Annotated in this window: 29 protein-coding genes; 14 read left to right on the top strand and 15 right to left on the bottom strand. The window is 62.1% G+C overall.

Going from position 1 to position 25,191, the window contains the following annotated elements; all coding sequences use genetic code 11:
• Together FFS13_RS03755 and speE are read right to left on the bottom strand one after the other, a co-directional pair.
• Window positions 1–861, bottom strand: a complete 861-nt coding sequence (locus tag FFS13_RS03755) for a strictosidine synthase family protein (RefSeq protein WP_256657806.1) — start codon at window positions 859–861, stop codon at window positions 1–3.
• Window positions 862–1,030: 169 nt separating this feature from the next.
• Entirely contained in the window at window positions 1,031–1,891 is an 861-nt protein-coding gene (gene speE, locus FFS13_RS03760; protein WP_137817779.1) for a polyamine aminopropyltransferase, read from the bottom strand.
• Window positions 1,892–2,351: 460 nt separating this feature from the next.
• On the opposite strand from speE, the gene FFS13_RS03765 reads away from it, so the two are divergent.
• Window positions 2,352–3,269, top strand: a complete 918-nt coding sequence (locus FFS13_RS03765) for a DNA-3-methyladenine glycosylase (RefSeq protein ID WP_256657807.1) — start codon at window positions 2,352–2,354, stop codon at window positions 3,267–3,269.
• A 4-nt stretch (window positions 3,270–3,273) separates the two neighbouring features.
• On the top strand, window positions 3,274–3,747 hold the full coding sequence (locus FFS13_RS03770; protein WP_137817780.1) for a methylated-DNA--[protein]-cysteine S-methyltransferase: 474 nt from the start codon (window positions 3,274–3,276) through the stop codon (window positions 3,745–3,747).
• Between the two features lie 34 nt (window positions 3,748–3,781).
• Here the strand turns inward: FFS13_RS03770 and mtnC are convergent, their stop codons facing one another.
• Genes mtnC through aroC form a run of 5 tightly spaced genes read right to left on the bottom strand, consistent with a single transcriptional unit; the run spans window position 3,782 to window position 7,951 of the window.
• Window positions 3,782–4,465 carry an acireductone synthase gene (mtnC, locus tag FFS13_RS03775; protein ID WP_137817781.1) on the bottom strand — a complete coding sequence of 228 codons (684 nt, stop codon included), beginning with the start codon at window positions 4,463–4,465 and terminating at the stop codon, window positions 3,782–3,784.
• A 29-nt stretch (window positions 4,466–4,494) separates the two neighbouring features.
• On the bottom strand, window positions 4,495–5,040 hold the full coding sequence (locus FFS13_RS03780) for an acireductone dioxygenase (protein ID WP_137817782.1): 546 nt from the start codon (window positions 5,038–5,040) through the stop codon (window positions 4,495–4,497).
• Window positions 5,041–5,044: 4 nt separating this feature from the next.
• Window positions 5,045–5,662, bottom strand: a complete 618-nt coding sequence (locus FFS13_RS03785; RefSeq protein ID WP_137817783.1) for a methylthioribulose 1-phosphate dehydratase — start codon at window positions 5,660–5,662, stop codon at window positions 5,045–5,047.
• Window positions 5,659–6,837 (bottom strand): MFS transporter, encoded by a 1,179-nt coding sequence (locus FFS13_RS03790; protein ID WP_137817784.1) that lies wholly within the window; start codon window positions 6,835–6,837, stop codon window positions 5,659–5,661. Before FFS13_RS03790 ends, FFS13_RS03785 begins: the two co-directional genes overlap by 4 nt.
• Window positions 6,838–6,859: 22 nt before the next feature.
• Window positions 6,860–7,951, bottom strand: a complete 1,092-nt coding sequence (gene aroC / locus FFS13_RS03795; RefSeq protein ID WP_137817785.1) for a chorismate synthase — start codon at window positions 7,949–7,951, stop codon at window positions 6,860–6,862.
• Between the two features lie 166 nt (window positions 7,952–8,117).
• Here aroC and FFS13_RS03800 point away from each other — a divergent pair, with 166 nt between their 5' ends.
• Window positions 8,118–9,065 (top strand): alpha/beta hydrolase, encoded by a 948-nt coding sequence (locus FFS13_RS03800; protein ID WP_137817786.1) that lies wholly within the window; start codon window positions 8,118–8,120, stop codon window positions 9,063–9,065.
• A 33-nt stretch (window positions 9,066–9,098) separates the two neighbouring features.
• On the opposite strand, the gene prmB is transcribed toward FFS13_RS03800, so the two are convergent.
• Entirely contained in the window at window positions 9,099–10,019 is a 921-nt protein-coding gene (prmB, locus tag FFS13_RS03805; protein WP_137817787.1) for a 50S ribosomal protein L3 N(5)-glutamine methyltransferase, read from the bottom strand.
• Window positions 10,020–10,206: 187 nt separating this feature from the next.
• Between prmB and FFS13_RS03810 the strand changes: the two genes are divergently transcribed.
• From FFS13_RS03810 to folE, 4 genes are all read left to right on the top strand, one after another.
• Window positions 10,207–10,800, top strand: a complete 594-nt coding sequence (locus tag FFS13_RS03810) for a cysteine hydrolase family protein (protein ID WP_137817788.1) — start codon at window positions 10,207–10,209, stop codon at window positions 10,798–10,800.
• A 120-nt stretch (window positions 10,801–10,920) separates the two neighbouring features.
• The gene (locus FFS13_RS03815; protein ID WP_137817789.1) at window positions 10,921–11,241 is read left to right on the top strand and encodes a hypothetical protein; all 321 of its coding nucleotides are present in this window, start codon (window positions 10,921–10,923) and stop codon (window positions 11,239–11,241) included.
• A gap of 49 nt (window positions 11,242–11,290) precedes the next feature.
• Window positions 11,291–11,848: a Smr/MutS family protein gene (locus tag FFS13_RS03820; RefSeq protein ID WP_137817790.1), complete on the top strand. Its 558-nt coding sequence runs from the start codon at window positions 11,291–11,293 to the stop codon at window positions 11,846–11,848.
• 90 nt (window positions 11,849–11,938) lie between these two features.
• On the top strand, window positions 11,939–12,484 hold the full coding sequence (folE, locus tag FFS13_RS03825) for a GTP cyclohydrolase I FolE (protein ID WP_137817791.1): 546 nt from the start codon (window positions 11,939–11,941) through the stop codon (window positions 12,482–12,484).
• Between the two features lie 40 nt (window positions 12,485–12,524).
• Here the strand turns inward: folE and FFS13_RS03830 are convergent, their stop codons facing one another.
• Window positions 12,525–13,856 carry an IS4 family transposase gene (locus tag FFS13_RS03830; protein ID WP_137818003.1) on the bottom strand — a complete coding sequence of 444 codons (1,332 nt, stop codon included), beginning with the start codon at window positions 13,854–13,856 and terminating at the stop codon, window positions 12,525–12,527.
• Between the two features lie 133 nt (window positions 13,857–13,989).
• A complete protein-coding gene (locus tag FFS13_RS03835) occupies window positions 13,990–14,754 on the bottom strand; it encodes an SDR family oxidoreductase (RefSeq protein WP_137817792.1) in 765 nt (254 codons plus the stop codon).
• 141 nt (window positions 14,755–14,895) lie between these two features.
• Here FFS13_RS03835 and FFS13_RS03840 point away from each other — a divergent pair, with 141 nt between their 5' ends.
• The 3 genes from FFS13_RS03840 to FFS13_RS03850 all read left to right on the top strand — a co-directional run bounded on the left by FFS13_RS03840 (window position 14,896) and on the right by FFS13_RS03850 (window position 16,940).
• Complete coding sequence (locus FFS13_RS03840) at window positions 14,896–15,795, top strand: LysR family transcriptional regulator (protein ID WP_137817793.1); 900 nt, start codon at window positions 14,896–14,898, stop codon at window positions 15,793–15,795.
• A 152-nt stretch (window positions 15,796–15,947) separates the two neighbouring features.
• A complete protein-coding gene (locus FFS13_RS03845) occupies window positions 15,948–16,412 on the top strand; it encodes a bacteriohemerythrin (RefSeq protein WP_137817794.1) in 465 nt (154 codons plus the stop codon).
• Between the two features lie 156 nt (window positions 16,413–16,568).
• The gene (locus FFS13_RS03850; protein ID WP_137817795.1) at window positions 16,569–16,940 is read left to right on the top strand and encodes a glutathione S-transferase N-terminal domain-containing protein; all 372 of its coding nucleotides are present in this window, start codon (window positions 16,569–16,571) and stop codon (window positions 16,938–16,940) included.
• Window positions 16,941–17,198: 258 nt separating this feature from the next.
• Here the strand turns inward: FFS13_RS03850 and FFS13_RS03860 are convergent, their stop codons facing one another.
• The gene (locus FFS13_RS03860) at window positions 17,199–17,801 is read right to left on the bottom strand and encodes a glutathione S-transferase family protein (protein ID WP_137817796.1); all 603 of its coding nucleotides are present in this window, start codon (window positions 17,799–17,801) and stop codon (window positions 17,199–17,201) included.
• A 12-nt stretch (window positions 17,802–17,813) separates the two neighbouring features.
• A complete protein-coding gene (locus FFS13_RS03865; protein ID WP_137817797.1) occupies window positions 17,814–18,980 on the bottom strand; it encodes a PLP-dependent aminotransferase family protein in 1,167 nt (388 codons plus the stop codon).
• A 95-nt stretch (window positions 18,981–19,075) separates the two neighbouring features.
• Here FFS13_RS03865 and FFS13_RS03870 point away from each other — a divergent pair, with 95 nt between their 5' ends.
• The 3 genes from FFS13_RS03870 (at window position 19,076) to FFS13_RS03880 (ending at window position 21,605) form a co-directional block, all read left to right on the top strand.
• Window positions 19,076–19,531, top strand: coding sequence for a MarR family winged helix-turn-helix transcriptional regulator (locus FFS13_RS03870; RefSeq protein ID WP_137817798.1), 456 nt, complete (start codon window positions 19,076–19,078; stop codon window positions 19,529–19,531).
• Between the two features lie 241 nt (window positions 19,532–19,772).
• On the top strand, window positions 19,773–20,375 hold the full coding sequence (locus tag FFS13_RS03875; protein WP_137817799.1) for a LysE family translocator: 603 nt from the start codon (window positions 19,773–19,775) through the stop codon (window positions 20,373–20,375).
• Between the two features lie 24 nt (window positions 20,376–20,399).
• Window positions 20,400–21,605 carry a benzoate/H(+) symporter BenE family transporter gene (locus FFS13_RS03880; protein WP_137817800.1) on the top strand — a complete coding sequence of 402 codons (1,206 nt, stop codon included), beginning with the start codon at window positions 20,400–20,402 and terminating at the stop codon, window positions 21,603–21,605.
• Between the two features lie 37 nt (window positions 21,606–21,642).
• On the opposite strand, the gene FFS13_RS03885 is transcribed toward FFS13_RS03880, so the two are convergent.
• A complete protein-coding gene (locus FFS13_RS03885) occupies window positions 21,643–22,404 on the bottom strand; it encodes an SDR family oxidoreductase (protein ID WP_137817801.1) in 762 nt (253 codons plus the stop codon).
• A 231-nt stretch (window positions 22,405–22,635) separates the two neighbouring features.
• Here FFS13_RS03885 and FFS13_RS03890 point away from each other — a divergent pair, with 231 nt between their 5' ends.
• The gene (locus FFS13_RS03890; protein ID WP_137817802.1) at window positions 22,636–23,643 is read left to right on the top strand and encodes an NADP-dependent oxidoreductase; all 1,008 of its coding nucleotides are present in this window, start codon (window positions 22,636–22,638) and stop codon (window positions 23,641–23,643) included.
• Between the two features lie 74 nt (window positions 23,644–23,717).
• Here FFS13_RS03890 and FFS13_RS03895 read toward each other — a convergent pair whose 3' ends face one another.
• A complete protein-coding gene (locus FFS13_RS03895) occupies window positions 23,718–24,302 on the bottom strand; it encodes a hypothetical protein (RefSeq protein ID WP_137817803.1) in 585 nt (194 codons plus the stop codon).
• 137 nt (window positions 24,303–24,439) lie between these two features.
• Window positions 24,440–25,138, bottom strand: coding sequence for an orotidine-5'-phosphate decarboxylase (gene pyrF, locus FFS13_RS03900; protein WP_171006414.1), 699 nt, complete (start codon window positions 25,136–25,138; stop codon window positions 24,440–24,442).
• Window positions 25,139–25,191: the final 53 nt, after the last annotated feature.

The following is a 25,191-nucleotide window of genomic DNA, read 5'->3' on the forward strand; positions in this document are numbered from 1 at the left end:
TTAAGATCCGTTCGGTAGGCGTTTAATTTCGAGAATGCGGTTACGCCCTTGTTCGGCCAACAAATAGCGGCCAGGTTCCAAGGCGATGATGGTTTGAGTCGAGCGCAAGTGCTGGAGAATAACCTGCAACTGTCCCGCCGGGTCGAGCAACAGCACCCGAGCCATATGGGTGGCGTCTTCGGTGATCCACAGACCGTCGGCGCTGCACAACAGAAAGCCCGGCTCGTTGAGGTTGGCCTGCACCAGCTTGTCCCCGCCGGTGGCCTGCCACTGCTTGATCCAGCCTTTGTTCTTCTCGGTGAAGAACAGCCGGCCATCGGCGCAGGCGGTGATGGCTTCGCCTTCATCCAGGCCATCACGCAGGGTCACGACCTCGCCGTTTGACGGGTCGTAACGCAGCAGGCGGCCGAGCTTCTTGTCCTCGATGGCATAGAGGTAGTGTCCATCGCTGGCGACGCCTTCGACGTTATCGGCACTGAACAGCGGCTCGGCCTGGTCGCCCTGCAACAGCAGCACGGGCAAGCGCCCGCCTTCCTGGCTGACCGCCACGCCATCGCGGTACAGGGCCAGGCCATCGGGTTTCGACAGGCCGTTCAACACTGCCTTAAGGCTGCCGTCGGCGCTGCGACGGAGGATAGTGCCCTTGCCGTCGGCAAACTCCTGACTGATGAACAGCGCGCCTTGCGCATCACTCACCAGCGCGCTGACCCGCTCGATGTCATCCTGAAAGACTCGATAGTCCCAGCCAGGAGCGGCCAGCACCGGGTACAAATGCCGCCATGCCGGATAAGCCAGAGCAGGAGCGAGCGCGGTGGCGACAAAGAGCATCAGCCAACGCCGGAACTTAGGGCGCAATTCCATCGACATCCCCCCATTAGCAGCAAACCACGAAAAAAGCCGCGAGAGTCTCCTAAATGGGATGTGAAAATTCTGTCGAAAAGGCCCTGGCCCAGCGTTATGACCTGTAAATACAAGTTCCAGCCAGGCACAAAAAAGGGCCCGAAGGCCCTTTTCCTGACGCAGTTTTGATTCAGTCGTTACTCGGCTTGTTCACCGCTTGCAGCACGTACTGCGGCAGGGCGAAGGCGCCAAAATGAACTTCCGGATTGTAATAACGAGTCACGATACCGCTGCCGGCGAAGCGCTGGCGCAGGGTGTCCAGCGGCAGCTTGCGCAGCTCGGCGTTGGTCGCGCCCCAGGCGAAGGTCATGGCGCCGCCGATATAGGTCGGCACTGCCGCCATGTAAAAGTGCCAGTCGGCGAACAGGCTATCCATGCGGCCGGCGGTAGTCTGCACCTCGCCGAGCTGCATAAAGGGCGTACCGTTCTGGGTGACCAGGATGCCGCCCTCGTTCAGGCAGCGGCGGCAGGCTTGGTAGAAGTTCTCGGAGAACAGCACTTCACCCGGGCCGATCGGGTCGGTGGAGTCGGAGATGATGACGTCGAACTTCTCCTCGGTGGTCGCGACGAAACGCATGCCGTCGTCGATCACCAGGTTCAACCGCGGGTCGTCATAGGCACCCTGGGAGTGGTTTGGCAGAAACTCTTTGCACATCTCGACCACGGTGCCGTCGATCTCGACCATGGTGATCTGCTCGACGCCGCGGTGCTTGCTCACTTCCCGCAACATGCCGCCGTCACCACCGCCTATGATCAGCACCCGTTTGGCCGCGCCGTGGGCGAGGATCGGCACGTGGGTGAGCATCTCATGGTAGATGAATTCGTCGGCTTCGGTGGTCTGGATCACGCCGTCCAGCGCCATCACCCGGCCCATGCGCGGGTTCTCGAAAATCACCAGGTGCTGGTGTTCGGTGCGCACCTCATGCAGCAGCTTGTCCATGCGAAAACGCTGGCCATAGCCTTCGTAGAGGGTCTCTTGATAATCGCTCATGGGTCTATCTCCTCTGTCCTGCCGTCAACTAAGGGCTATCGCCCCATGAAAGGCGCGCATTCTACGATGGCTTCCCGCTCGGGTCGAACCGCACAGAGAAAGATTGAAAGTCAGATTCGAAGAGACAGTCCATGGCCATGGGGTTATCGTTGATCCATGAGCGACTTCAGCCCCCAACCCTCGCCACTCCCTGCGCAGCGTAACGAGCCTTACGCTCACTACCGTTCGCCATGCGCCTGGATCTGGCCTGCCTCCTTCTGCTACTCAGTCCTCAATCTTGTCGAGCAATGGCCGAGCAGTGGTAAGGCAGAGGTAAGGCAGCAGTCGCGTAGAGCTCGAACAGAGGATCGCTAAGGGGCTTGGAAGCCTTGAGATTACTGGCAGCAAGCGTTGACTCAGCCTGGATTGAAAGTCAGATTCGGCACGACAGCGGTTCGCTCTGGGAGTTATCGTCGGCCCCATGAGCGACTTCAGCCCCCAACCCTCGCCAGTCCCTGCGCAGCGCAACGAGCCCATGCGCCTGCCCTATCTCGAGCCCTGGAGCTGGCAGCAGTTCCAGCAGTACTTCGCCTTGCGCTGCCTGCCCGAGGTGGAACGCTTGACGCCCCACGGCTACCAGCGCAACTTCCGCCTGGGTACGACCAGCGGCTGGTTCAAGCTGCGCCCGCTGGCCGATGAAGCCGCTCTGGAGCTCAGCCTGAGCCCTTCCGCCAGCAGCCTGACCCAGCCGCTGGTGACACGGGTACGGCGGATGTTCGACCTGGATGCCGACACCTCGCCGATTGCCGCCCACCTGCGCACCGACCCGCTGTTGGCGCCCTTGGTCGAGCGCTACCCGGGCCTGCGCCTGCCCACGGCCTTCGATCCGTTCGAACAGGCGGTGCGCGCCATCGTCGGTCAGCAAGTCACAGTCAAGGCCGCGGTGACTATCACCGGGCGCCTAGTGACGCGGCTGGGCGACACGCTGGCGGACGCGTCGGCAGAGGGCCCGCAACGCTTGTTCCCGACTGCCGAAGCCATCGCCGCTAGCGTGCTGGACGGCATCGGCATGCCGGGCAGGCGCGTGGAAACCCTGCAACGCTTCGCCCGCGCCGTACATGAGGGCGGCCTTGCCCTGCATGCCGATGACGGCGTGGAAGCGCTGGTCGGGCGCCTCTGCGCACTGCCGGGCATCGGCCCCTGGACCGCCGAATATATCGCCCTGCGCGCGTTTGGCGTGGCGGATGCCTTTCCGGTTGCCGACTTAGGACTGCTGAAAGCGCGGATCTGGGGCGACGGTGGCATCAGCGCCCGCACACTCGCGGCCCGGGCCGAAGCCTGGCGCCCCTGGCGCGCCTACGCCGCCATGTATCTCTGGCAAAGCTACGCAGAGGATTGAAGCCATGTATTACCGTTACCACGACAGCCCACTCGGCCCCCTGCTGCTCGCCGCTGATGACCAGGGCCTGCGCCTGCTGCATATGGATGCGGCACAACCCTGGGAACTGGCAGAGGACTGGCAAGCCGCCACACAGCAACTGGATGACGCTTGCCGGCAACTCGACCAGTACTTCGCCGGCCAGCGCCAAGAGTTCCAACTGCGCCTGGCGCCGGCCGGTACGCCGTTCCAGCGTGAGGTCTGGCAGGCCTTGCTGGAAATCCCTTTCGGCCGTACCTGTAGTTATGCCGATTTGGCCCAGCAGATTGCTCGGCCGCAAGCCGTGCGCGCCGTCGGCACCGCCAATGGCGCCAACCCGATCGCGGTGGTCATCCCTTGCCATCGCGTGATCGGCAGCAACGGCACCCTCACCGGTTACGCCGGCGGTTTGGAGCGCAAGCAACTGCTGCTGCAACTGGAAGGCGCGTGGTTGCTCTAAGAACCTGTGGGTGGACACCCTGGCTCGAGAGGTTTTAGAAGCCGTTGAGGTCGATCAGCGCAAAACTGGCCACGGTCGGATGCCCCGGCAATTCACCCCCCTCGCGGGCCAGGCCACAGGTCGGCATACCGGCCTGCTGCGCGGCGTCCAGTTCTTGCACTATGTCCGAGAGGAAGAGGATTTCATCCGCCGGGCGACCGATGCGCTCGGCGATGCGGGCGTAGGACGCGGCCTCGCGCTTGGGCCCGGAGGTGGTGTCGAAGTAGCCGGAGAACAGTGGCGACAGGTCACCAGCGACCGAACAGCCAAAAATCAGCTGCTGCGCCTGGATCGAGCCGGAGGAGTAGACGTACAACTCATAGCCCTCCGCCTTCCAACGTTTCAGCGCTTCCACCGCATCCGGGTAGACGTGCCCCTTGAGCTGGCCCGCCTGATAGCCCTCGGCCCAGATCATGCCTTGCAGCGCCTTGAGCGGCGTGGCCTTGCGGTCTTCGGCGATCCAGCCCAGCAGTATCTCGATCAGCCGCGGCAAATCCGCCTGCGCTTCGCCACTCTCGGCCCGCACAGCCGCCAGTTGCGCCGCCACGGCCGGTTGCTCGGCATTCTTCCGGACGAAATCCGGCAGATGGCGCGCGGCATAGGGAAACAACACCTCGAAAACAAAACTCACCGCGCTGGTGGTGCCTTCGATATCGGTGAGGATGGCTTTGATCGACATGATTAACTCCAGAAATCGGTGCTTAGGCGTCAGTCTTCCAGCCGTGGGAAGTGGCTGGCGATGTCTTCGCCGGTGAACTGCGCGACCCAGCCCTCAGGATTATTGAACAGCCGGATCGCCACGAAATGCGGATGCTCACCCATATCGAACCAGTGCCGGGTGCCGGCGGGCACCGAAATCAGGTCGTTCTTCTCGCAGAGCACGGCGTAGACGTAATCCTCGATGTGCAGGGTGAACAAGCCGCGACCGGCGACGAAGAAGCGCACTTCGTCTTCCCCATGGCGGTGTTCAGCGAGGAACTTGGCACGTAGTTCGGCCTTCTGCGGGTGATCGCGGGTCAAGCTGACCACATCGACGGTGACATAGCCGCGCTCGTTCATCAGTTGCTCGATCTGCGGGCGATAGGCAGCTATCACCTCGTCCTGCCCCGCGCCGGCGGCTATCGGTGCGGCGGCTTGCCAGCGTTCGAAACGCACGCCGACCGCCGCCAGGGTCGAGGCGATGTCTTCCAGATGGGTCAACACCTTGTTCGGCAGATCGGGGGAGGATTCGTGGTAGACGGTCAGGCTGCTCATTTTTTTATACTCGATGCTGGATGCTCAACACTTTCAATTCACATTCGAAGAGAAACTCGAAAGCCTCTATCTGGCGCAACGCGTCGCTCATGCTCGGCCCCCAAGTATAAAGACCGTGGCCACGGATCAGGTAACCGACGCATTCCGGGTTGGCCTCCAGCCAGGGCTGCACCTTGCCGGCCAAACGGGCGATGTTCTGGTCGTTGTCGAAGATCGGCACCACGACTTTCGATTCATGGGTCGAGACACCGGAAAAAGCCTTCTGCAGCTCGTAATCTTCGAAGACCAGATGATCGCCTGCGGTCAGCCGCGACAGCACGGTGGCGTTGACCGAGTGGGTGTGCAGCACCGCGCCAATCTCCGCCTTCCAGGCATACAACTGCGTGTGCAACAGGGTTTCCGCCGAGGGCTTCTTGCCCGCTTCCAGGCTGTTGCCGGCCAGATCGGTGGCCAGCAGGTCATCCATGCCGAGCCGGCCCTTGTGCTTACCGGACACGGTCAGCAGCGCTTCGTGAACCGACAAGCGCGCCGAATAGTTGCTGCTGGTGGCCGGCGACCAGCCACGGCCGTAGAGGAAGCGTCCGGCTTCGATGATTTCCTGGGCCAGTTGTTCGCGGCTCATGCACGCTCCTCGTTTAAGTCAGTTGCTGTCAATTCAGTGCCTTGCAAGCGCAGGCCGATGATAACCGCCGCGGCCAAGGCCGCCAGGCTGGCGATGGCAAAGGTCCAGGCCGGGCCCAGGGTATTCCAGCTGTAGCCGGCGTACAGCGCCCCCAGTGCACCACCGATACCGGAGACGCTTGCATACATTGCCTGACCCTGGCCCTGCTGCTGGGCGCCGAAGCTGCGTTGCACGAAATGGATGGCGGCGGCGTGGAAGCTGCCGAAAGTCGCCGCGTGCATCAGTTGCGCGACCAGCAGCACCGGCAGATGATCGGCCAGATTGCCCAGCAGCAGCCAACGCACCACCGTAATCAGGAAGCTGGCCAGCAGCACCTGGCGCAAGGAAAAGCGCTGGAGTATCCGCGCCATGCCGAGAAACAGCACGATCTCCGCCACCACACCGAGCGCCCAGAGCTGACCGATCAGACCTCGACTGTAGCCGAGCGCTTCCAGATGCAGGGTCAGAAAGGTGTAGTAAGGGCCATTGCTCAGCTGCATCAACGCCACAGCCAGGTAAAACGCCAGCACTCCAGGGCGGCGCAGCTGGGCGATAAACCCGCCCTCGCCCAGCCGGTTGGCCCGCGCCTGCGGCTGGGCGTTGGGCACCCAGCAACTGCTGATGACGATGCCGGCCATGATCAGGATCAAGGCCCAGGGGTAGACGTCCAGACTGAGCAGCTCGAACAGCTTGCCCAGCCCGACCACCGTGAGAATGAAGCCGATGCTGCCCCACAGGCGGATCTGGCTGTAGCGCGCGGCCTGTTCTTTCAGATGAGCCAGGGTGATCACTTCGAACTGCGGCAACACCGCATGCCAGAAGAACGCATGCAGCGCCATGATCAGCGCCAGCCAGGCGTAGCTGGTGCTGATGAAGATCAGGCTGAAGCAAAACAGGGTACAGAGCGCACCAAAGCGCACTATCGCCAACCGCCGTCCCGTGTGGTCACCGAGCCAGCCCCAGAGATTCGGCGCCACGCAGCGCATCAGCATGGGGATCGCCACCAGCTCGCCGATGCGGGCCGCAGAGAACCCCAGGTGATCGAAATACAGCGCCAGAAACGGCGCCGTGGCGCCGAGCAACGCGAAGTAGAACAGGTAGAAGCTGGATAGGCGCCAGTAGGGAATATCGCTCATAGGCACAACGTGGGCTTGTCGCTCACAGCTGCCCCAATACCGGCGTAGCCACCCGCACTTCAGCGTTCTGCCCACGCTGACGCAGCAGATGATCCAACAGCACGATGGCCATCATCGCCTCGGCAATCGGCGTGGCACGAATGCCGACGCAGGGGTCGTGACGCCCTTTGGTGATCACCTCGACCGGATTGCCGTGGACATCGATCGAGCGACCCGGCGTGGTGATGCTGGAGGTCGGCTTCAGCGCCAGATGGGCGACTATCGGCTGGCCGGAGGAAATCCCGCCGAGAATGCCGCCGGCGTTATTGCTGAGGAAACCTTGCGGAGTCAGCTCATCCCGATGCTCGGTGCCGCGCTGGGCGACGCTGGCGAAGCCGGCGCCGATCTCCACGCCTTTCACCGCATTGATGCTCATCAGCGCATGGGCCAACTCGGCGTCCAAACGGTCGAAAATGGGCTCGCCCAGGCCGGGCAGCACGCCTTCGGCGATAACTGTGATCTTCGCGCCGACCGAATCCTGGTCGCGGCGCAGCTGGTCCATATAGGCTTCCAGCTCGGGCACCTTGCTCGCGTCGGGGCTGAAGAAGGCGTTTTCTTCGACCGAGTCCCAGCTCTTGAACGGGATCTCGATCGGGCCGAGCTGGCTCATGTAACCGCGCACGCTGATGCCCAGGGTCGCCAGGTATTTCTTGGCGATGGCACCCGCCGCCACGCGCATGGCGGTTTCGCGGGCCGAACTGCGGCCGCCGCCGCGGTAATCGCGGATGCCGTATTTATGCTGGTAGCTGTAGTCGGCATGGGCCGGACGGAACAGATCCTTGATCGCCGAGTAGTCCTTGGACTTCTGGTCGGTGTTGCGGATCAGCAGACCAATAGGGCAGCCCGTGGTCTTGCCTTCGAACACCCCGGAGAGTATCTCGACCTCGTCGTCTTCCTGGCGCTGGGTAGTGTGGCGGCTGGTGCCCGGCTTGCGCCGATCGAGGTCACGCTGCAAGTCGGCCAGCGACAGCTCCAGCCCCGGCGGGCAGCCGTCAACGATGGCGACCAGGGCCGGGCCATGGCTCTCGCCGGCGGTGGTGACAGTGAACAGCTTGCCGTAGGTATTGCCGGACATGCAGGACGCTCCGCGAAAATCAGCCACAAACAAAGGCCGAGAAGTATACCCGCCGTGCCCACGCAGTTCATCCTCGAACCTTATCCTCAGGAGTCTGTCGGACTTAGAACTGACAAACTCCTGGCGGCGCCTCCAACCGCTTACTGTCCCTTGAAGTAGTTGCCCCATGCTGCGAGTGCTCGCCTTGATCCTCCCTCTGCTGACCGGCCTGGCCCAGGCTACGCCCTACACCCTGTTGCAACGCCCGATCAGCCTGGACACCGGCAGCGGCGAACTGCACGGCACCCTGCTGCTGCCGAAAACCGCTGTCGCGGTGCCGGTCGCCCTGCTGATCGCCGGTTCCGGCCCGACCGACCGCAACGGCAACAACCCCGGCGGCGGGCATAACGACAACCTCAAGCGCCTGGCCCAAGCGCTGGCCCAGCACGGGATTGCCAGCGTGCGCTACGACAAGCGGGGCGTCGCCGCCAGTCAGGCGGCCACCCCGGATGAACGCGACCTCAGCGTCGAGCAGTATGTGGCCGATGCGGCGGCCTGGGGGCAGCAGCTCAAGGCCGATCCGCGCTTCGGCCAATTGATCCTGATCGGCCACAGCGAGGGCGCGCTGATCGCCAGCCTCGCCGCCGCAACCGCAGGCGCCGATGCGCTGATTGCCATCGCCGGCAGCTCGCGCCCGATCGACCAGGTGCTGCGCGAACAACTGCGCTTGCGCCTGCCGCCCGCACTGCTGGCCAGGAGCGAACAGCTGATCGACAGCCTGAAAGCCGGGCAACCGGTGCCAGAGGTGCCCGCCGAGCTGCAGGTCCTGTTCCGCCCCAGTGTGCAGCCCTACCTGATCTCGCTGTTTCGCCAAGAGCCGGCCGCGGCCTTTGCCAAGCTGCGGATACCGACCCTGATCATCCAGGGCAGCCACGACATTCAGGTCGGCATACGAGATGCCCAGGCGCTTAAAGCGGCCAAGCCGGATGCCCAACTGGTGCTGATCGAGGGCATGAACCATGTGCTGCGCATCGTCCCGAATGATGCCAAGCAGCAACTGGCGTCCTATAACAACCCGCAATTACCGCTGGCACGAGAGCTGACCGAGCAGATCATCGGCTTTATCCTGCAATAGCACAGTGCCATCCGCCATTGGAGCCGCTAGCACTTAGCCATTGACCCGCGAACGAAAGAGCGCCTGATGCTGACGGCACTGCTCGGCAGCCAGGAGAAACACGCCATGGCCGCCGCGCTCGAACTCCAGCCAGGTGAAGTCCACCTCCGGATACAACGCCTCGACATGCACCTGGCTGTTGCCGACCTCGACAATCAGCACGCCCTTCTCGGTCAAATGCTCGGCCGCCTCAGCCAGCATGCGGCGCACCAGATCCAAGCCATCGTCTCCGCAAGCCAGACCCAGGGCCGGCTCGTGATGGTATTCCGCCGGCATCTCGGCGAAATCTTCGGCGTCGACATAGGGCGGATTCGACACTATCAGGTCGAAACGCTGCCCCGGCAGACCGGCAAAACCATCGCCTTGCACGGTGTAGACGCGCTCTTCCAGGTCATGCCGCTCGATATTCTGGTTCGCCACTTCCAGGGCCTCGAACGAGAGATCGGCGAGCACCACTTCGGCCTGGGGGAATTCATAGGCGCAGGCGATGCCGATGCAACCGGAGCCAGTGCACAGGTCGAGAATCCGCGCGGGCTCCTGTGGCAGCCAGGGCTCGAAGTGCCGCTCGATCAACTCGGCAATCGGCGAACGGGGGATCAACACACGCTCATCGACCACGAAGGGCATCCCGCAGAACCAGGCCTCACCGAGCAAATAAGCCGTCGGCACGCGTTCCTCGATGCGCTGTTTGAGTAGCGTCTGCAGATGCTCGCGCTCATCGTCCTCCAAACGGCAATCGAGGTAACTGTCGGCAATGTCCCAGGGCAGATGCACGGCGCCGAGCACCAACTGGCGCGCCTCATCCCAGGCATTATCGGTGCCGTGGCCGAAAAACAACGCTTCGGCATGGAAGCGGCTGACGGCCCAGCGGATATGGTCGCGCAAGGTGCGCAATTGGGAGGTCGAAGCTGTCACGGCGGCATCTCCAGAGTGAAGGCGAGCATTTTAGCCGAAGCCGCGCGCGCCTCCGTTGATTTCTTCCGGCGGCTCTGCGCCCGCCCCTGCAGCCGCACCCAGCACGACAAAGAGTCTGCAAAAAGGTTCACAGCCAACACCGCGGAGGCGACAATGGTGACAATCTGCGTCTGTCAGGAGCCATGTCATGTCCCAACCACAAACCTTACTCCAGCTTACCGGCCGAAGTTACGCACCGGCCAGCCTGAGTCACGCCTGCCTGCTGATCATCGATGCACAGGAGGAATACCGCAGTGGTGCGCTGCCCTTGCCGGGCCTGGATGCGGCTGTCGGCGAAATCGCCAAGCTACTCGCCGCCGCCCGTGCCGCCGGCTCGCCCATAGTGCATGTGAGACACCTCGGTGTTCCCGGCGGCTTTCTCGACCCGCAAGGCCCACGCGGGCGCTTCCTCCCCGAACTGGCACCACTGCCGGGTGAAATCGTGGTCGAGAAACGTCTGCCCAATGCCTTCTCCGGCACCGAACTGCACGACCGGCTGCAAGCCCTCGGCCGCCTCGACCTGATCGTCTGCGGTTTCATGACCCACTCCAGCGTCAGCACCACCGTGCGCGCCTGCAAGGATTACGGCTATCGCTGCACCCTGGTCGATAGCGCCTGCGCCACCCGCGACCTGCCCTATGGCGACGGACTGATCACGGCCCAAGCCCTCCATCGCGCCGAAATGGCCGCCCTGGCGGACAATTTCGCAGCCCTGGTGCCGCACGCCAAGGCGTTGGTCTAACAGGCCGGCTAAGCAACTCGCCCGGCACTTTGTCGCGGCGCCCAGGTCTACTCAGCAGCGCTGGCTGAACCTCGCCACCAGGTGTCGGTCATAGCGCCGATACCCTTAAAGGAAAGCGGCATGAAAATATCCGGTGGTTTCGATGCTCGCCGCCTCCGCCAACGCGGCCCGAGTAGCTGGCGCTGGCGCCTCGGCGCAGGCCTTTCCGCGCTGTTCGCGGCGCTCGGAGTCCTGCTGGCCATGGCGGGCGCCGCGACCCTGCTCGGCCGCCCGCCGGCATTAGGCTCGCTGAATGCGACCCCCAGCGCCGCCGGCATCTGGTTGGTGGTTGGCTTGTTGCTGCTGTGGGTCGGCGTGATTGCCTGGCGCAGATGTCGGCGGCGTTTGCGCCGGCCCAGCGACCTGAGCCTGGCGCCCCACCTGCTGAAGAAGCGCGACTGACGCCACTGCCGCGCGAATGGTTACACTAGGCGCCTTCGCGGAGGCCTCTATGCAAGACGACGACTTTTCCCTGTTCAAATCCGAGATTCGCGGCGTCAAGCCGATCCAGCACGACCGCGCCGACACCGGCAAACCCAAGGCCGATCGCGCGCGCATCGCCACCCTGCGCCAGGCCGCGACCGTGCGCGAGGGCGCGCTGAAAGTCGACGGCCTGTCCGATCAGTTTGTCATCGACGTCGGCCCGGAAGATGCCCTGAACTGGGCCCGCGACGGAGTGCAAGAAGGCCAGATGCGCAAACTCAAGCTGGGTCAGATCGGCTTCGAGGGCAGCCTCGACCTACATGGCATGAGCGTGGAAAAAGCCCGCGACACCCTGTGGGAATTCCTTGCCGAGGCGGCCAAGCTCGAAGTGCGCTGCGTGCGCATCACCCACGGCAAGGCGGTGCGCCTGGATGGCAAACGGCCCATGCTCAAAAGCCACGTCAACACCTGGCTACGCCAGCATCCGCAAGTGCTCGGCTTCACCTCATGCCTGCCCAAACACGGCGGCACCGGGGCGATTTACCTGATGCTCAAACGCACCATGCTGGACGGTCGCGACGAGTAATCAGTTACGCCACAACCCTTGCCAGTCGCAGCGTCGCTGCCCTACCCTGCGTCTTTGTACCCTGTCCATAAAAGCCTCACAGGTAGATCCATGTCCCTGGAACAGAACTACACCGCGATTCTCGGCCAGCTTGGCGAGGACGCTTCCCGCGAAGGTCTGCTCGACACGCCCAAGCGCGCCGCCAAAGCCATGCAGTACCTCTGCCGCGGTTATCAGCAGAACCTCGACGAAGTCGTCAACGACGCCCTGTTCAGCTCCGACAACAGCGAAATGGTGCTGGTGAAGCACGTCGAGCTGTACTCGCTATGCGAGCACCACCTGCTGCCCTTCATCGGCAAGGCGCATGTCGCGTACATTCCCAACGGCAAGGTGCTCGGCCTGTCCAAGGTCGCGCGGATCGTCGACATGTACGCGCGGCGCCTGCAGATTCAGGAAAACCTCACCCGCCAGATCGCCGAAGCCATTCAGCAGGTCACCGGAGCTCTGGGCGTCGCGGTAGTCATCGAAGCCCAGCACATGTGCATGATGATGCGCGGCGTGGAGAAGCAGAACTCCACCATGGTTACCTCGGTGATGCTCGGCGAATTCCGGGAAAACGCCGCCACCCGCAGCGAATTCCTCAGCCTGATCAACTGATCTGTAGGACATAAAAAATCGGCCTTGCGCCTAATGCCAGTCAGTTAAGCTGACTGGCATTTTTGTTTTTGATCGGATACTTCGGAGATTTGAGCCTGATCGCACGGGGATAAATGCGCTCCTCACGCCGATGAGGTAGAACGTAATGCATGGCAGAAGCATGCAACTCAGCCAAGTACTTGGGGATATTCCCTGAACGGTCGGCTGAAACGCTGTTGATGAACCCTAAGATCGCCCAGGTACAGGCTGTAAAACTCATTTCACACGGGTAAATACCCGGACAATGTCGGCTCATTTCCACCATCTGATAGCGCAACAGGTTGTAACCCAACAACACCCCCCAAAGCTCCTGCTCGATCATCCCGGGTGTCTTGCTGCGCAACGTATAGCTGCTGTTTAGCAGCGTCTGTTTCATTTCCCGAAACCCTAATTCGATCTCCCATCGCTGGCTGTACAGATCGACAATTTCGTCGGGTGGGAAACGTAGAGGATCGGCCATTGACGTCAGGATCTGGCGAACCTTGCCCTTGACGGTTTTGCTCAGAAGTCGCGCCATCAGGCGCTCCGGCAGCCCCGGCCATTGTTTGCGGGCCTGCGGCGAAGTGCTTAACGAGACAACAGCATCCTGGCGTCCCAGACGCTTGACCACCTCGTACTGCGCACCTTTGCGCAGCGGCATCAGCCAGTGACGCTCGATACCTGCCTGCTGCCATTGATGCAGTAAACCCAAGGAATAAAAGCCGCGATCAAACAGCGTCAACGAGTGGTCAGGCGTAGTTTCGATGAGCTGTTCGGCCAGTTTCATTTCGTTGCTGCGATAGCCATCAAAAGCGCTGCCGATCAGCAAGTGGCTGGTCAATTCCATCTGACACACCATGCGTATCTGAGGAAAACCGGTATCGCCATGCTGGTTGCTGGCACTGCCGTAGCGTTCACGGTTCTCCGGCGTATCTGGTGTGCGCCAAACAACTCCGTCGACCCCCAGTAAGCGCAAGCCGGCCCAGGTCGGATGGTCTGCGGCTTCATGCCAGCTTTTCTGAGTCAGATCGAAGACTTGTCGTACCGCCTCGCTGCCCAGTCTCTGACGGGCTTGGACTACAGCGCTGGGCGCGACCAAGGGGCGCTGCCCAGGCAGCATGATGTTCATTCGACTGACCACATCCCAAGCCGACATGCGCCGAAAGAACGCCATGGAGATGACGCACCAGAGCATCATTTCCAACGGCAAGCGTCGCTTGCGTAGGGTCGCGACGCCAGCGTGTTCCAGCGCCTGCTCGACCAAGGAAGGGTCGAGCAATGAATCCAACCCCTCGATTGAGTTAGGGGTGGAGGCGATGTTGTGGGTCAGTTCCAGTGCCCGAGCGAGACGCATAAAAAAATCCGATGCCAGTTCAGGCATCGGATTCTGTTTTTTTGCGGCCAAAGGTCAAGCCGTGAGGCTTAACTGATCGGCATTAGGCCTTGCGCCGGTTTTTTTATATCTTGCAGACCGCTGCTTGGTTGCCTCAGGTACGGGTGATCGAGGCGCCGCCATCGACCAAGGAGGCCGTACCGGTCACAAACGCGGAGTCGTCGGAGGCGAGATAGAGCACTGAACGGGCCAGCTCTTCCGGTTTAGCGACACGCTTCAGGGCGTGCAGGTTGGTGATAAAGGCTTGCGACTCCGCCGTGTCGTTCATGTCGCGGTACATCGGAGTATCCACCGCGCCCGGTAAAATCGAATTGACGCGTACACCCTGCGGGCCGTATTCGGCGGCCAGCGCCTGGGTCAGCCCGATCAATCCCGATTTGCTCGCGGCATAGGCGGCAACACCAGGGAAGGCGAAGGAATAGCCGACAAAGGTCGAGGTGAAAATAATCGAGCCGCCCCCCTGCTTGATCATCTCGGGGATCTGGTGCTTGGCGCCTAGAAAGGCACTGGTCAGGTTGATTGCCAAGGTCTCCGTCCAGCCCTTTTCAGAGACCTCGGTAGTCGGCGCCTGCTCGCCCAGAGTACCGGCGTTATTGAAGGCGATATCGAGGCGACCAAAGCGGCCGACCGCCAGGGCCACCAAGGCTTTCGCAAAGTCTTCCGACTGCACGTCACCGGCCAGGGCGACGGCTTCACCTCCGGCGGCGCCGATCTCGGCGACCAGCTTCGCCAGTTCGGCGTCACGGCGGGCGGCAACTACGACTTTCGCCCCTTCCTCGGCGAACAGTTTGGCGGTGGCCAGGCCAATGCCTGAACTCGCGCCCGTGACTATGGCTACTTTTCCAGTCAAACGTCCCATTTTCACCTCAGCTCTGCGTTGTATCGGCTGGCGCCGGATGCGCTAGTCGTTGGAGGTAAATCTATGCTTCAGATTGAGTTGGAAGAAGGCAGTAAAAATGCTCTTATCGTTCATCTTTTATGAACAAAGCGAGAGTGAAAAATGGACCGCTTGCGCGCCTTTGAAGTGTTCGTGACGGTGGTGAGTCGCGGCAGTTTCACCCGTGCAGCCGATGCCCTCGACACCTCGCCCGCCAACGTGACCCGCTACGTCAACGAGTTAGAGTCGCACCTCGGTACCCGCTTGCTGAATCGTAGTTCACGCAAACTCTCGCTCACCGAGAGCGGCGAAGCGCTCTTCGAACGGAGCAAATCCATCCTCGACGAGGTCGCGGAAACCGAGGCGTTGGTCTCATCCAGTTCGTTGCAGCCACGCGGCCGGCTGCGGATCAACGCACCGCTGAGCTTCGGCATTCTGCACCTGGCGCCACTGTGGCCCGAGTTCATGCAGAAGTACCCCGACGTGGAACTCGATGTGACCTTGAACGACCGGGTTGTCGATCTCGTCGAGGATGGCTATGACCTGGCCATCCGCATCTCCCGCGCCGGTACGACCAGCCACGCGGCGCGCAAACTGGCGACCTCGCAAAATATTCTGTGCGCCTCGCCTGACTACCTGAAACGTCACGGCCAGCCCCAGACCCCGACTGATCTGCGCGAGCATGCTTGCGTTTGCTACACCTACTCGGGCGACGAGTGGCACTTCAGCGACGCTGACGGCAAGACCCATAGCGTGAAAGTGACTGGCCAGATGCACTGCAACAATGGCGATACCGCTCGGGCTGCGGCATTGGCCGGGCGCGGGGTGATCTGGCAACCCACCTTCCTGATCGGTGACGACCTACGCGCAGGCCGACTGGTGCCGCTGCTGCCCGGCTATCGCTTAGCGGAAATCGACGTACTGGCCATGTACCCAAGCCGTCGTCACCTGAGTGCCAAGGTGCGGGTGATGGTGGATTTTTTGGTCGAGGCGTTTAGCGGCGTGCCGCCCTGGGATCGCTAAGCACCGTTTCGAATCAATAGCCTTGCTCCACGACTCGATCCAGGCTCGGCGCACGCATTGGTTGATCTGTGTCAGGCCGCGTTCTAGACGCCCTGGGTAGTCTTGGCGAAGCGCTCACATGCAGGTGAGCGGCACGCTAAGGAATGAGTTAAATGGCCTATTTGACCTGGCAAGACGACCTGAACACCGGCATTCAAGTCATCGACGATCAGCACAAACGCATCGTCGACATGATCAACCTACTGCACCAAGCCCAGGAGCATGGGCGCAGTCGCAGTGAAGTGGGCGATGTGCTGAACGAACTGGTGGATTACACCCTGTCGCATTTCGCCTTCGAAGAATCGCTGCTGGAGGAGGCGGGTTACGAGTTCAGCCGCCCGCACAAGCGCGTCCATGAAATCTTCATTGGCCGGGTGAGCGACTACAACCTGCGCTTCAAGGCCGGCGAAGACATCACCCAGGAACTCATCGGCTTACTCTCGCGCTGGCTGTTCAACCATATCCGCACCGACGATGCCGGCTATGTGCAGGCGGTGAAGGACAACATGAACACCCTGGTCAGTGATAAGCGCGCCGGCGGCTGGTTCTCGCGCTCGATCAAGCAGTTTTTCAACTAGGCCGGGCTTTTGTAGGCTGGGCTTCAGCCCACCGATACAGGCTGCGTGGTGGGCTGAAGCCCACCCTACGCCTACCTGCTGTCCTTAACTGGGGCCAGCCTCGGCACATTCAGGTAAGCTGCCACCCTCGAATCGTCACCGAAAGGGCAGGCTGCAGTGTTTATCAAGGCATTAAGAGTTGGCTTGGGCCAACTGATCGTGTTCATCGACTTCATCACCCGGCCACGCAAGCTGCGTCGCCCCGCCGAAGCACAGGCCCAGGTCAATCAGGCCGCCGCGGGTCTATCGCTCTACCAATTTCACGCGTGCCCCTTCTGTGTGCGCACCCGTCGTACCCTTCATCGCCTGAACCTGCCAATCGCCCTGCGCGATGCGAAGAACAACCCACAGGACCGGCAAACCCTGCTGACCGAGGGCGGGGCGATCAAGGTGCCGTGCCTGCGCATCGAGGAAAACGGCCAGGTCACTTGGATGTACGAGTCCAAGGTCATCATGCAATACCTGCAAGACCGCTTTGCGGCGTACTAAACCGCTCTAGCTCATAAGCTCATGGCCTGGCGATGCTCGGGCTATGAGCCAAGGCCAAGGGCAACTCACCGCTCAATACGCAACGCTCTAGGCTGACGAGTCCACCGACGACTAGCGGCTGCGGCCATCGACCTTAGTCACCTTCAGCGTCTCCAACTCCACCCCAGCCAGGCAACGCACATTCACCGCGGCCATCTCGCCATTTCTGCCGGCAGAAAACCGGCCAATGGCCGATTTTAGTCTTAGTCCGCACGACGCTCAGTCGAGCATAGCGACATGCCTCGGGTGGCTGGCGACGCGCTGCAACCAGGCCTGAATCGCCGGGTAGCCGCTCAAGTCGAAGCCGCCCTCGGCGGCCACATGGGTGTAGGCGTAGAGCGCAATATCGGCAATCGAGTAACTCTCGCCGACCAGATACGCGGTGCGCTTGAGCTGCTGCTCCATCACCTTCAGCGCCTTGTGGCCGCGCACCTGGCAGGTCTGGTACTCCTCCAGACGCTCGGCCGGCATGCCCTGATACAGCTGGATAAAGCGCGCGACGGCGATATAGGGCTCATGGCTGTATTGCTCGAAGAACTGCCACTGCAACACCTGGGTACGCAGGCGCGGCTCGCTCGGCAGGAACTCGCTGCCGTCGGCGAGAAAATTCAGGATGGCATTCGATTCCCACAAGCAGCTGCCGTCTTCCAGTTGCAGCACCGGAATCTTGCCGTTGGGGTTCATCTCGAGAAACTCGGGGGTCTGGGTCTCACCCTTGAGGATATCGACCGGCACCCACTTCGACTCTTTGCCGAGCAGATGCAACATCAGCTTGATCTTGTAGCAGTTGCCCGAGCGGTAATCGCCGTAAACCTTGTACATCGCAACCTCCTGTTAAGCCGCCTCGGCGGTTTGTGCTTGGCGAATCACCTTGGCCAGTCGTTGGAGCCCTTCGCTCAAACGCTCCGGCGCGATATGGCTGAAATTCAGCCGCAGATAGCCCGGATTCTGCTCCGGATGGGTGAAGAACGGCTCACCCGGCATAAAGGCCACGTTCTGCTCCAGCGCCGGCTTGAGCAGCGTGCGGGTGTCCAGCGGCTGCTTCAGGGTCAGCCAGAAGAACAGCCCACCCTGGGGAATGTTCCAGCTCGCCAGCTCGCCGAAATGCTCGTCCAGCGCGACCTGCATGGCATCGCGGCGCACCCGGTAGAAGTCCCGCAGTTCGGCCAGATGCTCACGGTAATGCCGGGTGCCGATCCACTGCAGTGCCTGCCACTGGCCGATGCGGTTGGTGTGCAGATCCGCCGACTGCTTGAGCCGCAGCAGGTGCGGGAACAGATCCGGCGTGGCAATCAGGAAGCCCACCCGCAGGCCCGGCAACAGGGTTTTCGAGACGGTGCCGGTGTAGATCCAGCTGGCCTTCTGCAGGCGACTGACGATTGGTGTGGCACTGCCAGCGTCGAACACCAGTTCGCGGTAAGGCTCATCCTCGATCAGGGTCACACCAAACTCGTCCAGCAGCGCCGCCACGGCATCGCGCTTGGCTTCGCTGTAACGCACACCGGACGGATTCTGGAAGGTCGGGATCAGGTAGGCGAACGCCGGCTTGTGCTGCTCCAGGCGCTGGCGCAGCACCAGCAGTTCCGGGCCATCGGCTTCCTGCGGCACGGTGATGCAGTCGGCGCCGAACAGCTGGAAGGCTTGCAGCGCGGCCAGGTAAGTCGGCGCCTCGAGCAGCACCTCGGTGCCCGGATCGATAAACAGCTTGGCGGCCAGATCCAGCGTCTGCTGCGAGCCGCTGACGATCAGCACCTGGCTGGCGTCGCAGGGTACGCCCAGCTCACGCGCTTCGGCGGCTATGGCTTCACGCAACTCTGGCTCGCCTTCGCTCATGCCGTATTGGCCCATGCCCGTCGGCATGTCCGCCCACTCCACCCGCGGCAACATCGGCTCGGCCGGCAGGCCACCGGCGAACGACATCACTTCCGGACGCTGCGCCGCGGCCAGGATTTCGCGGATCAAAGAGCTTTTTAGGCGGGTGATACGTTCGGAGAAGGCCATTCAAGTCACCGGTAGCAAAGGCAAAGAAAAATAAGTCAAACTGATTGACCGAAACTACGACGCCCCGGGTAGATACGTCAATATGCTTGACCTGAATGTTTAACCTAAAAAGCACAACCACTCAGCAGGCCGCCATGGAGGCCTTCTTCTTCGGCTATCAGGCGTTCACCGCCAAAGCCGACGAAATGCTGGCGCGCCGTGGATTGAGCCGGGTACACCACCGCATCCTGTTTTTCATCGCCCGCCATCCAGGCCTGAGCATGAAAGAGCTGCTCGCCGCGCTCGGGGTCAGCAAGCAGGCGCTGAACATCCCGCTGCGGCAACTGATGGAAATGCACCTGGTGCAGAGCATGACCGCCGAGGATGACAAACGTAAACGCCTGCTCGGATTTACCAGCGAGGGCGCCAAGCTGGAACTGGCCCTGCGCCGCGAACAGGCCAAGCTGCTGCAACGGGTGTTCAATGAGGCCGGCGAAGCCGCGGTCAACGGCTGGCTGGCAGTCAACCAGGCACTCGGTCGCACCCGCCAGCCGGGCGGCGCTGAAGACTAATCGCAACACCACCTCGCCACACTCTCGATAAGCCGAGCCAGCTCCGGCAGAGCTCCCATGCTCACCCCCGCGGGCAATCCCAGCCGGTCAGCCCATCGGCAAAATCGAGCGCACCAGGCTCAAACAGTTAACCGACTAGAGCCGATCCCGAGCAACTGTATGGCTAATTGCGCCAACCGCTGTATCGGGACGCCGTCCACCGCCGCGCTTAGGCTGAGCGCTGTCGCTGGAGAGAGCCACCATGAGCCCGGAACTGCTGATCGCCTTTATCGCCTTTGCCTTCGTCACCTCGGTGACGCCCGGGCCGAACAATATGATGTTGCTCGCCTCCAGCGTGAACTTCGGCCTGCGCCGCAGCCTCCCGCACATGTTCGGGATCAGCCTGGGCTTTATGCTGCTGGTGATGGCCGTCGGCTTTGGCCTGGGCCAGCTGTTCGAGCAAGTGCCGCTGCTCTACACCGTGCTGCGCTATGCCGGCGCCGCGTACCTGCTGTACCTCGCCTGGAAAATCTCCCGCTCCGGTGCACCGGACACTGGCGGCACAGAACACGGCAAACCCTTTACCTTTCTCCAGGCGGCCGCCTTTCAGTGGATCAACCCCAAGGCCTGGGTGATGGCCATCGGCGCGATCACCACCTATACGCCGCAAGAAAACTTCCTGGTTAACGTGCTGCTGGTCGCCGGGTTGTTTGCCTTGGTCAATTGCCCCAGCGTCGGCTTGTGGACCGTCGCCGGCAGCCTGCTGCGCAACTGGCTGAGCAATCCGCGGGTGCTGCGCGGCTTCAATGTCGGCATGGCGCTGCTGCTGGTCGTCTCGCTCTATCCTATTCTCGGAGACTTTTAAGTGAGCGACGCCAGGAACCCTGCAATGACCGAAGCCTCTGACTCCCGGGCAAATCCTGCACCGCTGCGCCCGCTGGCCGACTCCTCGCCCTCGGCCGTGGTAGCGGGCTTTATTGCGATGATGACCGGCTATACCAGCTCGCTGGTGCTGATGTTCCAGGCTGGCCAGGCCGCCGGGCTGACCACCGGGCAAATCTCCTCATGGATCTGGGCGCTGTCGATTGGCATGGCGATCTGCAGCATCGGCCTGTCGTTGCGCTATCGCACGCCGGTCACCGTGGCCTGGTCGACCCCCGGCGCGGCGCTGCTGATCACCAGCCTGTCCGGCGTGAGCTACGGCGAGGCGATCGGCGCCTACATCACCTGCGCGCTGCTGGTGACCCTCTGCGGCCTGACCGGTAGCTTCGAGCGCCTGGTGAAGCGCCTGCCCGCCTCGCTGGCCGCGGCCTTGCTGGCCGGCATCCTGTTCAAGATCGGCAGCGAGATTTTCGTCGCCGCGCAGCATCGCACCGGCCTGGTGCTCGGCATGTTCTTCACCTATCTACTGATCAAACGGCTGCAGCCGCGCTACGCCGTACTCGCCGCCTTGCTGGTCGGCACCGCACTGTCCGGCGCCCTGGGCCTGCTGGATTTCAGCGGCTTCAGCCTGGAAATGGCCACCCCGGTTTGGACCACGCCGTCGTTCTCCCTGGCGGCCACCATCAGCATCGGCATTCCGCTATTCGTGGTGGCGATGACCTCGCAGAACATGCCCGGCATCGCCGTGCTGCGTGCCGACGGTTATTGGCTGCCCGCCTCGCCTTTGATCACGGTGACCGGTATCGCCTCGTTGCTGCTGGCGCCATTCGGCTCCCACGGGATAAACCTGGCGGCGATCAGTGCCGCGATCTGCACCGGCCCGCACGCCCATGAAGATCGCCGCAAGCGCTACACCGCCGCAGTCTGGTGCGGGATCTTCTACGGTATCGCCGGGATCTTCGGCGCCACCCTGGCGGCGCTCTTCGCGGCGCTGCCCAAGGAGTTGGTGCTGTCGATTGCGGCGCTGGCGCTGTTCGGCTCGATCATCAACGGTCTGACCAATGCCATGAGCGAGGCGAAGGAGCGCGAAGCGGCGCTGGTCACCTTTATGGTCACCGCCTCGGGCTTCAGCCTGTTCTCCATCGGTTCGGCGTTCTGGGGCATAGTCGCCGGCGTGCTGACGCTACTGATCCTGAATTGGGGCAAGGACTGAGCGACTCAGGCACAAAGAACCAAGCCCTGGCCGCGCGTCAGATCGCCGTAGCCCCGCCATCCACCGCCAGCGCATGGCCGGTGGTGAAGGCCGCACCGTCGCAGCACAGGTACAGCACCGCCGCGGCGATTTCCTCGACCTTACCGATGCGCCCAACCGGGTGCATGGCCGCCGCGAACTCGCCCTTCTTCGGGTCGGCCTCATAGGCGCGCCGGAACATGTCGGTGTCGATCACCGCCGGGCACACCGCGTTGACGCGGATTTTCTTCTTCGCGTACTCGACGGCGGCGGATTTGGTCAGGCCGATCACCGCATGCTTGGAGGCGCTGTAGATGCTCATCTTCGGTGCCGCGCCAAGGCCGGCGACCGACGCGGTGTTGACTATGGCACCGCCACCCTGGGCCAACAGCAGCGGCAGTTGGTACTTCATGCACAGCCACACGCCCTTGACGTTGACGCCCATGATCGCGTCGAACTCCGCCTCGCTGCCCTCAGAAAGCCGGCCCTTCTCGATCTCGATGCCGGCGTTGTTGAAGGCATAGTCCAGGCGACCGTAGGCCGCGACTACGCCGTCCATCAGCGCCTTGACCTCCGCGTCCTTGGTCACGTCACAGCGGATAAAGGTCGCTTCACCACCGGCTGCGCGGATCAATGCAACCGTGCCTTCGCCGCCCGCGGCATCGACATCGGAAATCACTACTTTGAGGCCTTCGGCTGCGAAAGCCTGTGCACTAGCGCGGCCAATACCGGCGGCACCGCCAGTTACCAGGGCAACCTGGCCGGAGAAGGTCATGCTCATCTATCAGTCCTCTGAAGCAATGGGAGTCGATTGGCGCTCAGTCTAGCCACGCCGAAGAATGACGTGGCAGCACTATTACGAGCCGCGCTATGAGCTTATCCAAAAAAATGATAAAGCCTCGGGCCACTTCATCATCCAGATGGATAAAGCCCCATTCCGCAACTCGCCAAGCCTTGCTCGATGGCCCGCAGAGGTTTATCACCGAGGCTTTCCCGCCATTGAGTGCCTGCCATGCCTGTCCAGCTCAACCGTCAGTTCCTCCTCGCACAGCGCCCAGTCGGTCTGCCGAGCCGCGAAACCTTCAGCTATGTGGAAAACCCGCTGGGCGAGCCTGGCCCCGGGCAAATTCTGGTCAAGAACGAATACCTGTCCCTCGATCCGGCCATGCGCGGCTGGATGAACGATGCCAAGTCGTATATCCCGCCGGTCGCTATCGGCGAAGTGATGCGCGCGCTGGGCGTCGGCAAAGTCATCGCCTCGCAGCACCCGAACTTCGCGGTTGGCGACTACGTCAACGGCGCCCTGGGCGTGCAGGACTACTTCCTCGGTGAGCCGAGAGGCTTCTATACCGTCGACTCCAGCCGCGCCCCGCTGCCGCTGTACCTCTCGGCCCTGGGCATGACCGGCATGACCGCCTACTTCGCCCTGCTCGACGTCGGCCAGCCGAAAGCCGGTGACACCGTGGTGATTTCCGGCGCCGCCGGCGCGGTCGGCAGCGTGGTCGGGCAGATCGCCAAGATCAAAGGCTGCCGGGTGATCGGCATCGCCGGTGGGACGGAGAAATGCAAACTGCTGATCGACGAACTCGGCTTCGACGGCGTCATCGACTACAAGAACGAAGACCTCCACGCCGGCCTCAAGCGCGAGTGCCCGAAAGGTGTCGATGTGTATTTCGATAACGTCGGCGGCGACATCCTCGACGCCGTGCTGACCCGCATCGCCCCCAAAGCCCGCATCGTCATCTGCGGGGCCATCAGCCAGTACAACAACAAGGAAGCGGTGAAAGGCCCGGCCAACTACCTCTCGCTGCTGGTCAACCGCGCACGGATGGAAGGCTTCGTGGTGATGGACTACGCAGCACAATTCGCCGACGCGGCGAAAGAGATGGGCGGCTGGATGGCCAGCGGCCAACTGAAGAGCAAGGAAGACATAGTCGAAGGCCTGCAAACCTTCCCGGAAACCCTGTTGAAGCTGTTCAGCGGGGAGAACTTCGGCAAGCTGGTGTTGAAAGTCAGCTAAACCCGCGCGGCAAACAAAAAGGGCAGTCTGCGAGAGACTGCCCTTTTTTATTCAACCGGAGCCTTACAGCCCGATTACTTGTATTTGGCGTGAAACGCCTTGATCGCCGCCTCGGGCTTCTTCTCTTCCTTGGCCAAGACGTAAACGATACGTTCGCCTTTAGGCCCACCGCCGACTTCTACATAGCTAAAGGTGGGCTCGCCAATCTTGGCCATGTCGACCATGTCACCGTAACGGCTGAACACATAGATCACCTGTTCTTCGCGAATCTCGCCATAGAAGGGGTAGGCCGGGGCCATACTGACATTCCACAAGCGACTGGCGGCAACGGCATCCAGGCTTTTGCTTTGATCTTCGGCGGCCAACGCCAAAACAATGCTGCGGTCGAAGTTATCTTTCTTGTCCAGCGCCTTGGTGTAGGGCGCTTTGCCGGTTTGCAGGAACTGGCTGAACACCGCGTAATCATCGAACAGGTACAACTCAGTTTCCGTACGAACCTGGTACCAATCCGTATTGTTCTGCACCACGTCCACGGCTTTGCTACTCGCTGGCTTGCTAGCAGTCGCAGCGGTGGGCGTATTGGTACTGCACGCGGCGATTGCGGCGGCGAGCAATGCGATGGATACGGGTTTGATGAAACGCGGTTTGATAAAAGACATAGCAACTCCTGCTCAAGAAAACACTGGCTTGCAAAACTGCCTGAGTTCCGTGACGGAGGAATTAAATCTTTATGTAGGATTGATGACAGGCGCTGTTGCAGCGTGGCTCCCGCCGACGCGGGAGCCCAGCGCCAGGCTTACGCCAGCTCCGCGACCACTGTCGCCAAGGCCTGTGCCGGGTTGGCGGCTTGGCTGATGGGGCGGCCGATCACCAGATAGTCGGAGCCGGCCTCCAGCGCCTGACGGGGCGTGAGGATGCGGCGCTGGTCGTCTTGCGCACTGCCGGCGGGCCGAATCCCCGGAGTGACCAGTTGCAGCCCCGGGTACGCGGCTTTCAGCGCCTGCGCCTCCTGGGCCGAACACACCAGGCCATCGAGTCCGGCTTTGGCCGCCAGACCGGCCAAACGCAGCACCTGCTCCTGCGGCTCGATATCCAGGCCGATGCCGGCCAGATCCTCGCGCTCCATGCTGGTCAGCACGGTGACGCCGATCAGCAGCGGCTTCGGCCCAGTGAGCTTATCCAGGGTTTCCCGGCACGCGGCCATCATCCGCAAGCCACCGGAGCAGTGCACGTTGACCATCCACACGCCCATCTCCGCCGCCGCCTTCACCGCCATCGCCGTGGTATTCGGGATGTCGTGGAATTTCAGGTCGAGGAATACGTCGAAACCCTTGTCGCGCAAGGTCGTGACTATGTCCGAGCCGCAACTGGTGAACAGCTCCTTGCCGACCTTGACCCGGCACAGCCGTGGGTCCAGCTGATCGGCCAGCTGCAACGCGGCTTCGCGGGTGGGGAAATCCAGGGCGACGATGATAGGAGTCTGGCAGGCGGGCATGGTCGGGCTCTCAGGCAAGTCGAAATCGGCGCGCATTGTAGCGCAAGCGCCCG

Origin of the sequence: Pseudomonas sp. 2FG, assembly GCF_005502935.1 — a bacterium.
Classification (GTDB): Bacteria; Pseudomonadota; Gammaproteobacteria; order Pseudomonadales; family Pseudomonadaceae; genus Aquipseudomonas.

Coding starts and splice junctions, on each gene's coding strand:
- FFS13_RS03755 (WP_256657806.1), bottom strand. CDS start 861: ATGGAATTGCGCCCTAAGTTCCGGCGTTGGCTGATGCTCTTTGTCGCC.
- speE (WP_137817779.1), bottom strand. CDS start 1,891: ATGAGCGATTATCAAGAGACCCTCTACGAAGGCTATGGCCAGCGTTTT.
- FFS13_RS03765 (WP_256657807.1), top strand. CDS start 2,352: ATGAGCGACTTCAGCCCCCAACCCTCGCCAGTCCCTGCGCAGCGCAAC.
- FFS13_RS03770 (WP_137817780.1), top strand. CDS start 3,274: ATGTATTACCGTTACCACGACAGCCCACTCGGCCCCCTGCTGCTCGCC.
- mtnC (WP_137817781.1), bottom strand. CDS start 4,465: ATGTCGATCAAAGCCATCCTCACCGATATCGAAGGCACCACCAGCGCG.
- FFS13_RS03780 (WP_137817782.1), bottom strand. CDS start 5,040: ATGAGCAGCCTGACCGTCTACCACGAATCCTCCCCCGATCTGCCGAAC.
- FFS13_RS03785 (WP_137817783.1), bottom strand. CDS start 5,662: ATGAGCCGCGAACAACTGGCCCAGGAAATCATCGAAGCCGGACGCTTC.
- FFS13_RS03790 (WP_137817784.1), bottom strand. CDS start 6,837: ATGAGCGATATTCCCTACTGGCGCCTATCCAGCTTCTACCTGTTCTAC.
- aroC (WP_137817785.1), bottom strand. CDS start 7,951: ATGTCCGGCAATACCTACGGCAAGCTGTTCACTGTCACCACCGCCGGC.
- FFS13_RS03800 (WP_137817786.1), top strand. CDS start 8,118: ATGCTGCGAGTGCTCGCCTTGATCCTCCCTCTGCTGACCGGCCTGGCC.
- FFS13_RS03810 (WP_137817788.1), top strand. CDS start 10,207: ATGTCCCAACCACAAACCTTACTCCAGCTTACCGGCCGAAGTTACGCA.
- FFS13_RS03815 (WP_137817789.1), top strand. CDS start 10,921: ATGAAAATATCCGGTGGTTTCGATGCTCGCCGCCTCCGCCAACGCGGC.
- FFS13_RS03820 (WP_137817790.1), top strand. CDS start 11,291: ATGCAAGACGACGACTTTTCCCTGTTCAAATCCGAGATTCGCGGCGTC.
- folE (WP_137817791.1), top strand. CDS start 11,939: ATGTCCCTGGAACAGAACTACACCGCGATTCTCGGCCAGCTTGGCGAG.
- FFS13_RS03830 (WP_137818003.1), bottom strand. CDS start 13,856: ATGCGTCTCGCTCGGGCACTGGAACTGACCCACAACATCGCCTCCACC.
- FFS13_RS03835 (WP_137817792.1), bottom strand. CDS start 14,754: ATGGGACGTTTGACTGGAAAAGTAGCCATAGTCACGGGCGCGAGTTCA.
- FFS13_RS03840 (WP_137817793.1), top strand. CDS start 14,896: ATGGACCGCTTGCGCGCCTTTGAAGTGTTCGTGACGGTGGTGAGTCGC.
- FFS13_RS03845 (WP_137817794.1), top strand. CDS start 15,948: ATGGCCTATTTGACCTGGCAAGACGACCTGAACACCGGCATTCAAGTC.
- FFS13_RS03860 (WP_137817796.1), bottom strand. CDS start 17,801: ATGTACAAGGTTTACGGCGATTACCGCTCGGGCAACTGCTACAAGATC.
- FFS13_RS03865 (WP_137817797.1), bottom strand. CDS start 18,980: ATGGCCTTCTCCGAACGTATCACCCGCCTAAAAAGCTCTTTGATCCGC.
- FFS13_RS03870 (WP_137817798.1), top strand. CDS start 19,076: ATGTTTAACCTAAAAAGCACAACCACTCAGCAGGCCGCCATGGAGGCC.
- FFS13_RS03875 (WP_137817799.1), top strand. CDS start 19,773: ATGAGCCCGGAACTGCTGATCGCCTTTATCGCCTTTGCCTTCGTCACC.
- FFS13_RS03880 (WP_137817800.1), top strand. CDS start 20,400: ATGACCGAAGCCTCTGACTCCCGGGCAAATCCTGCACCGCTGCGCCCG.
- FFS13_RS03885 (WP_137817801.1), bottom strand. CDS start 22,404: ATGAGCATGACCTTCTCCGGCCAGGTTGCCCTGGTAACTGGCGGTGCC.
- FFS13_RS03890 (WP_137817802.1), top strand. CDS start 22,636: ATGCCTGTCCAGCTCAACCGTCAGTTCCTCCTCGCACAGCGCCCAGTC.
- FFS13_RS03895 (WP_137817803.1), bottom strand. CDS start 24,302: ATGTCTTTTATCAAACCGCGTTTCATCAAACCCGTATCCATCGCATTG.
- pyrF (WP_171006414.1), bottom strand. CDS start 25,138: ATGCCCGCCTGCCAGACTCCTATCATCGTCGCCCTGGATTTCCCCACC.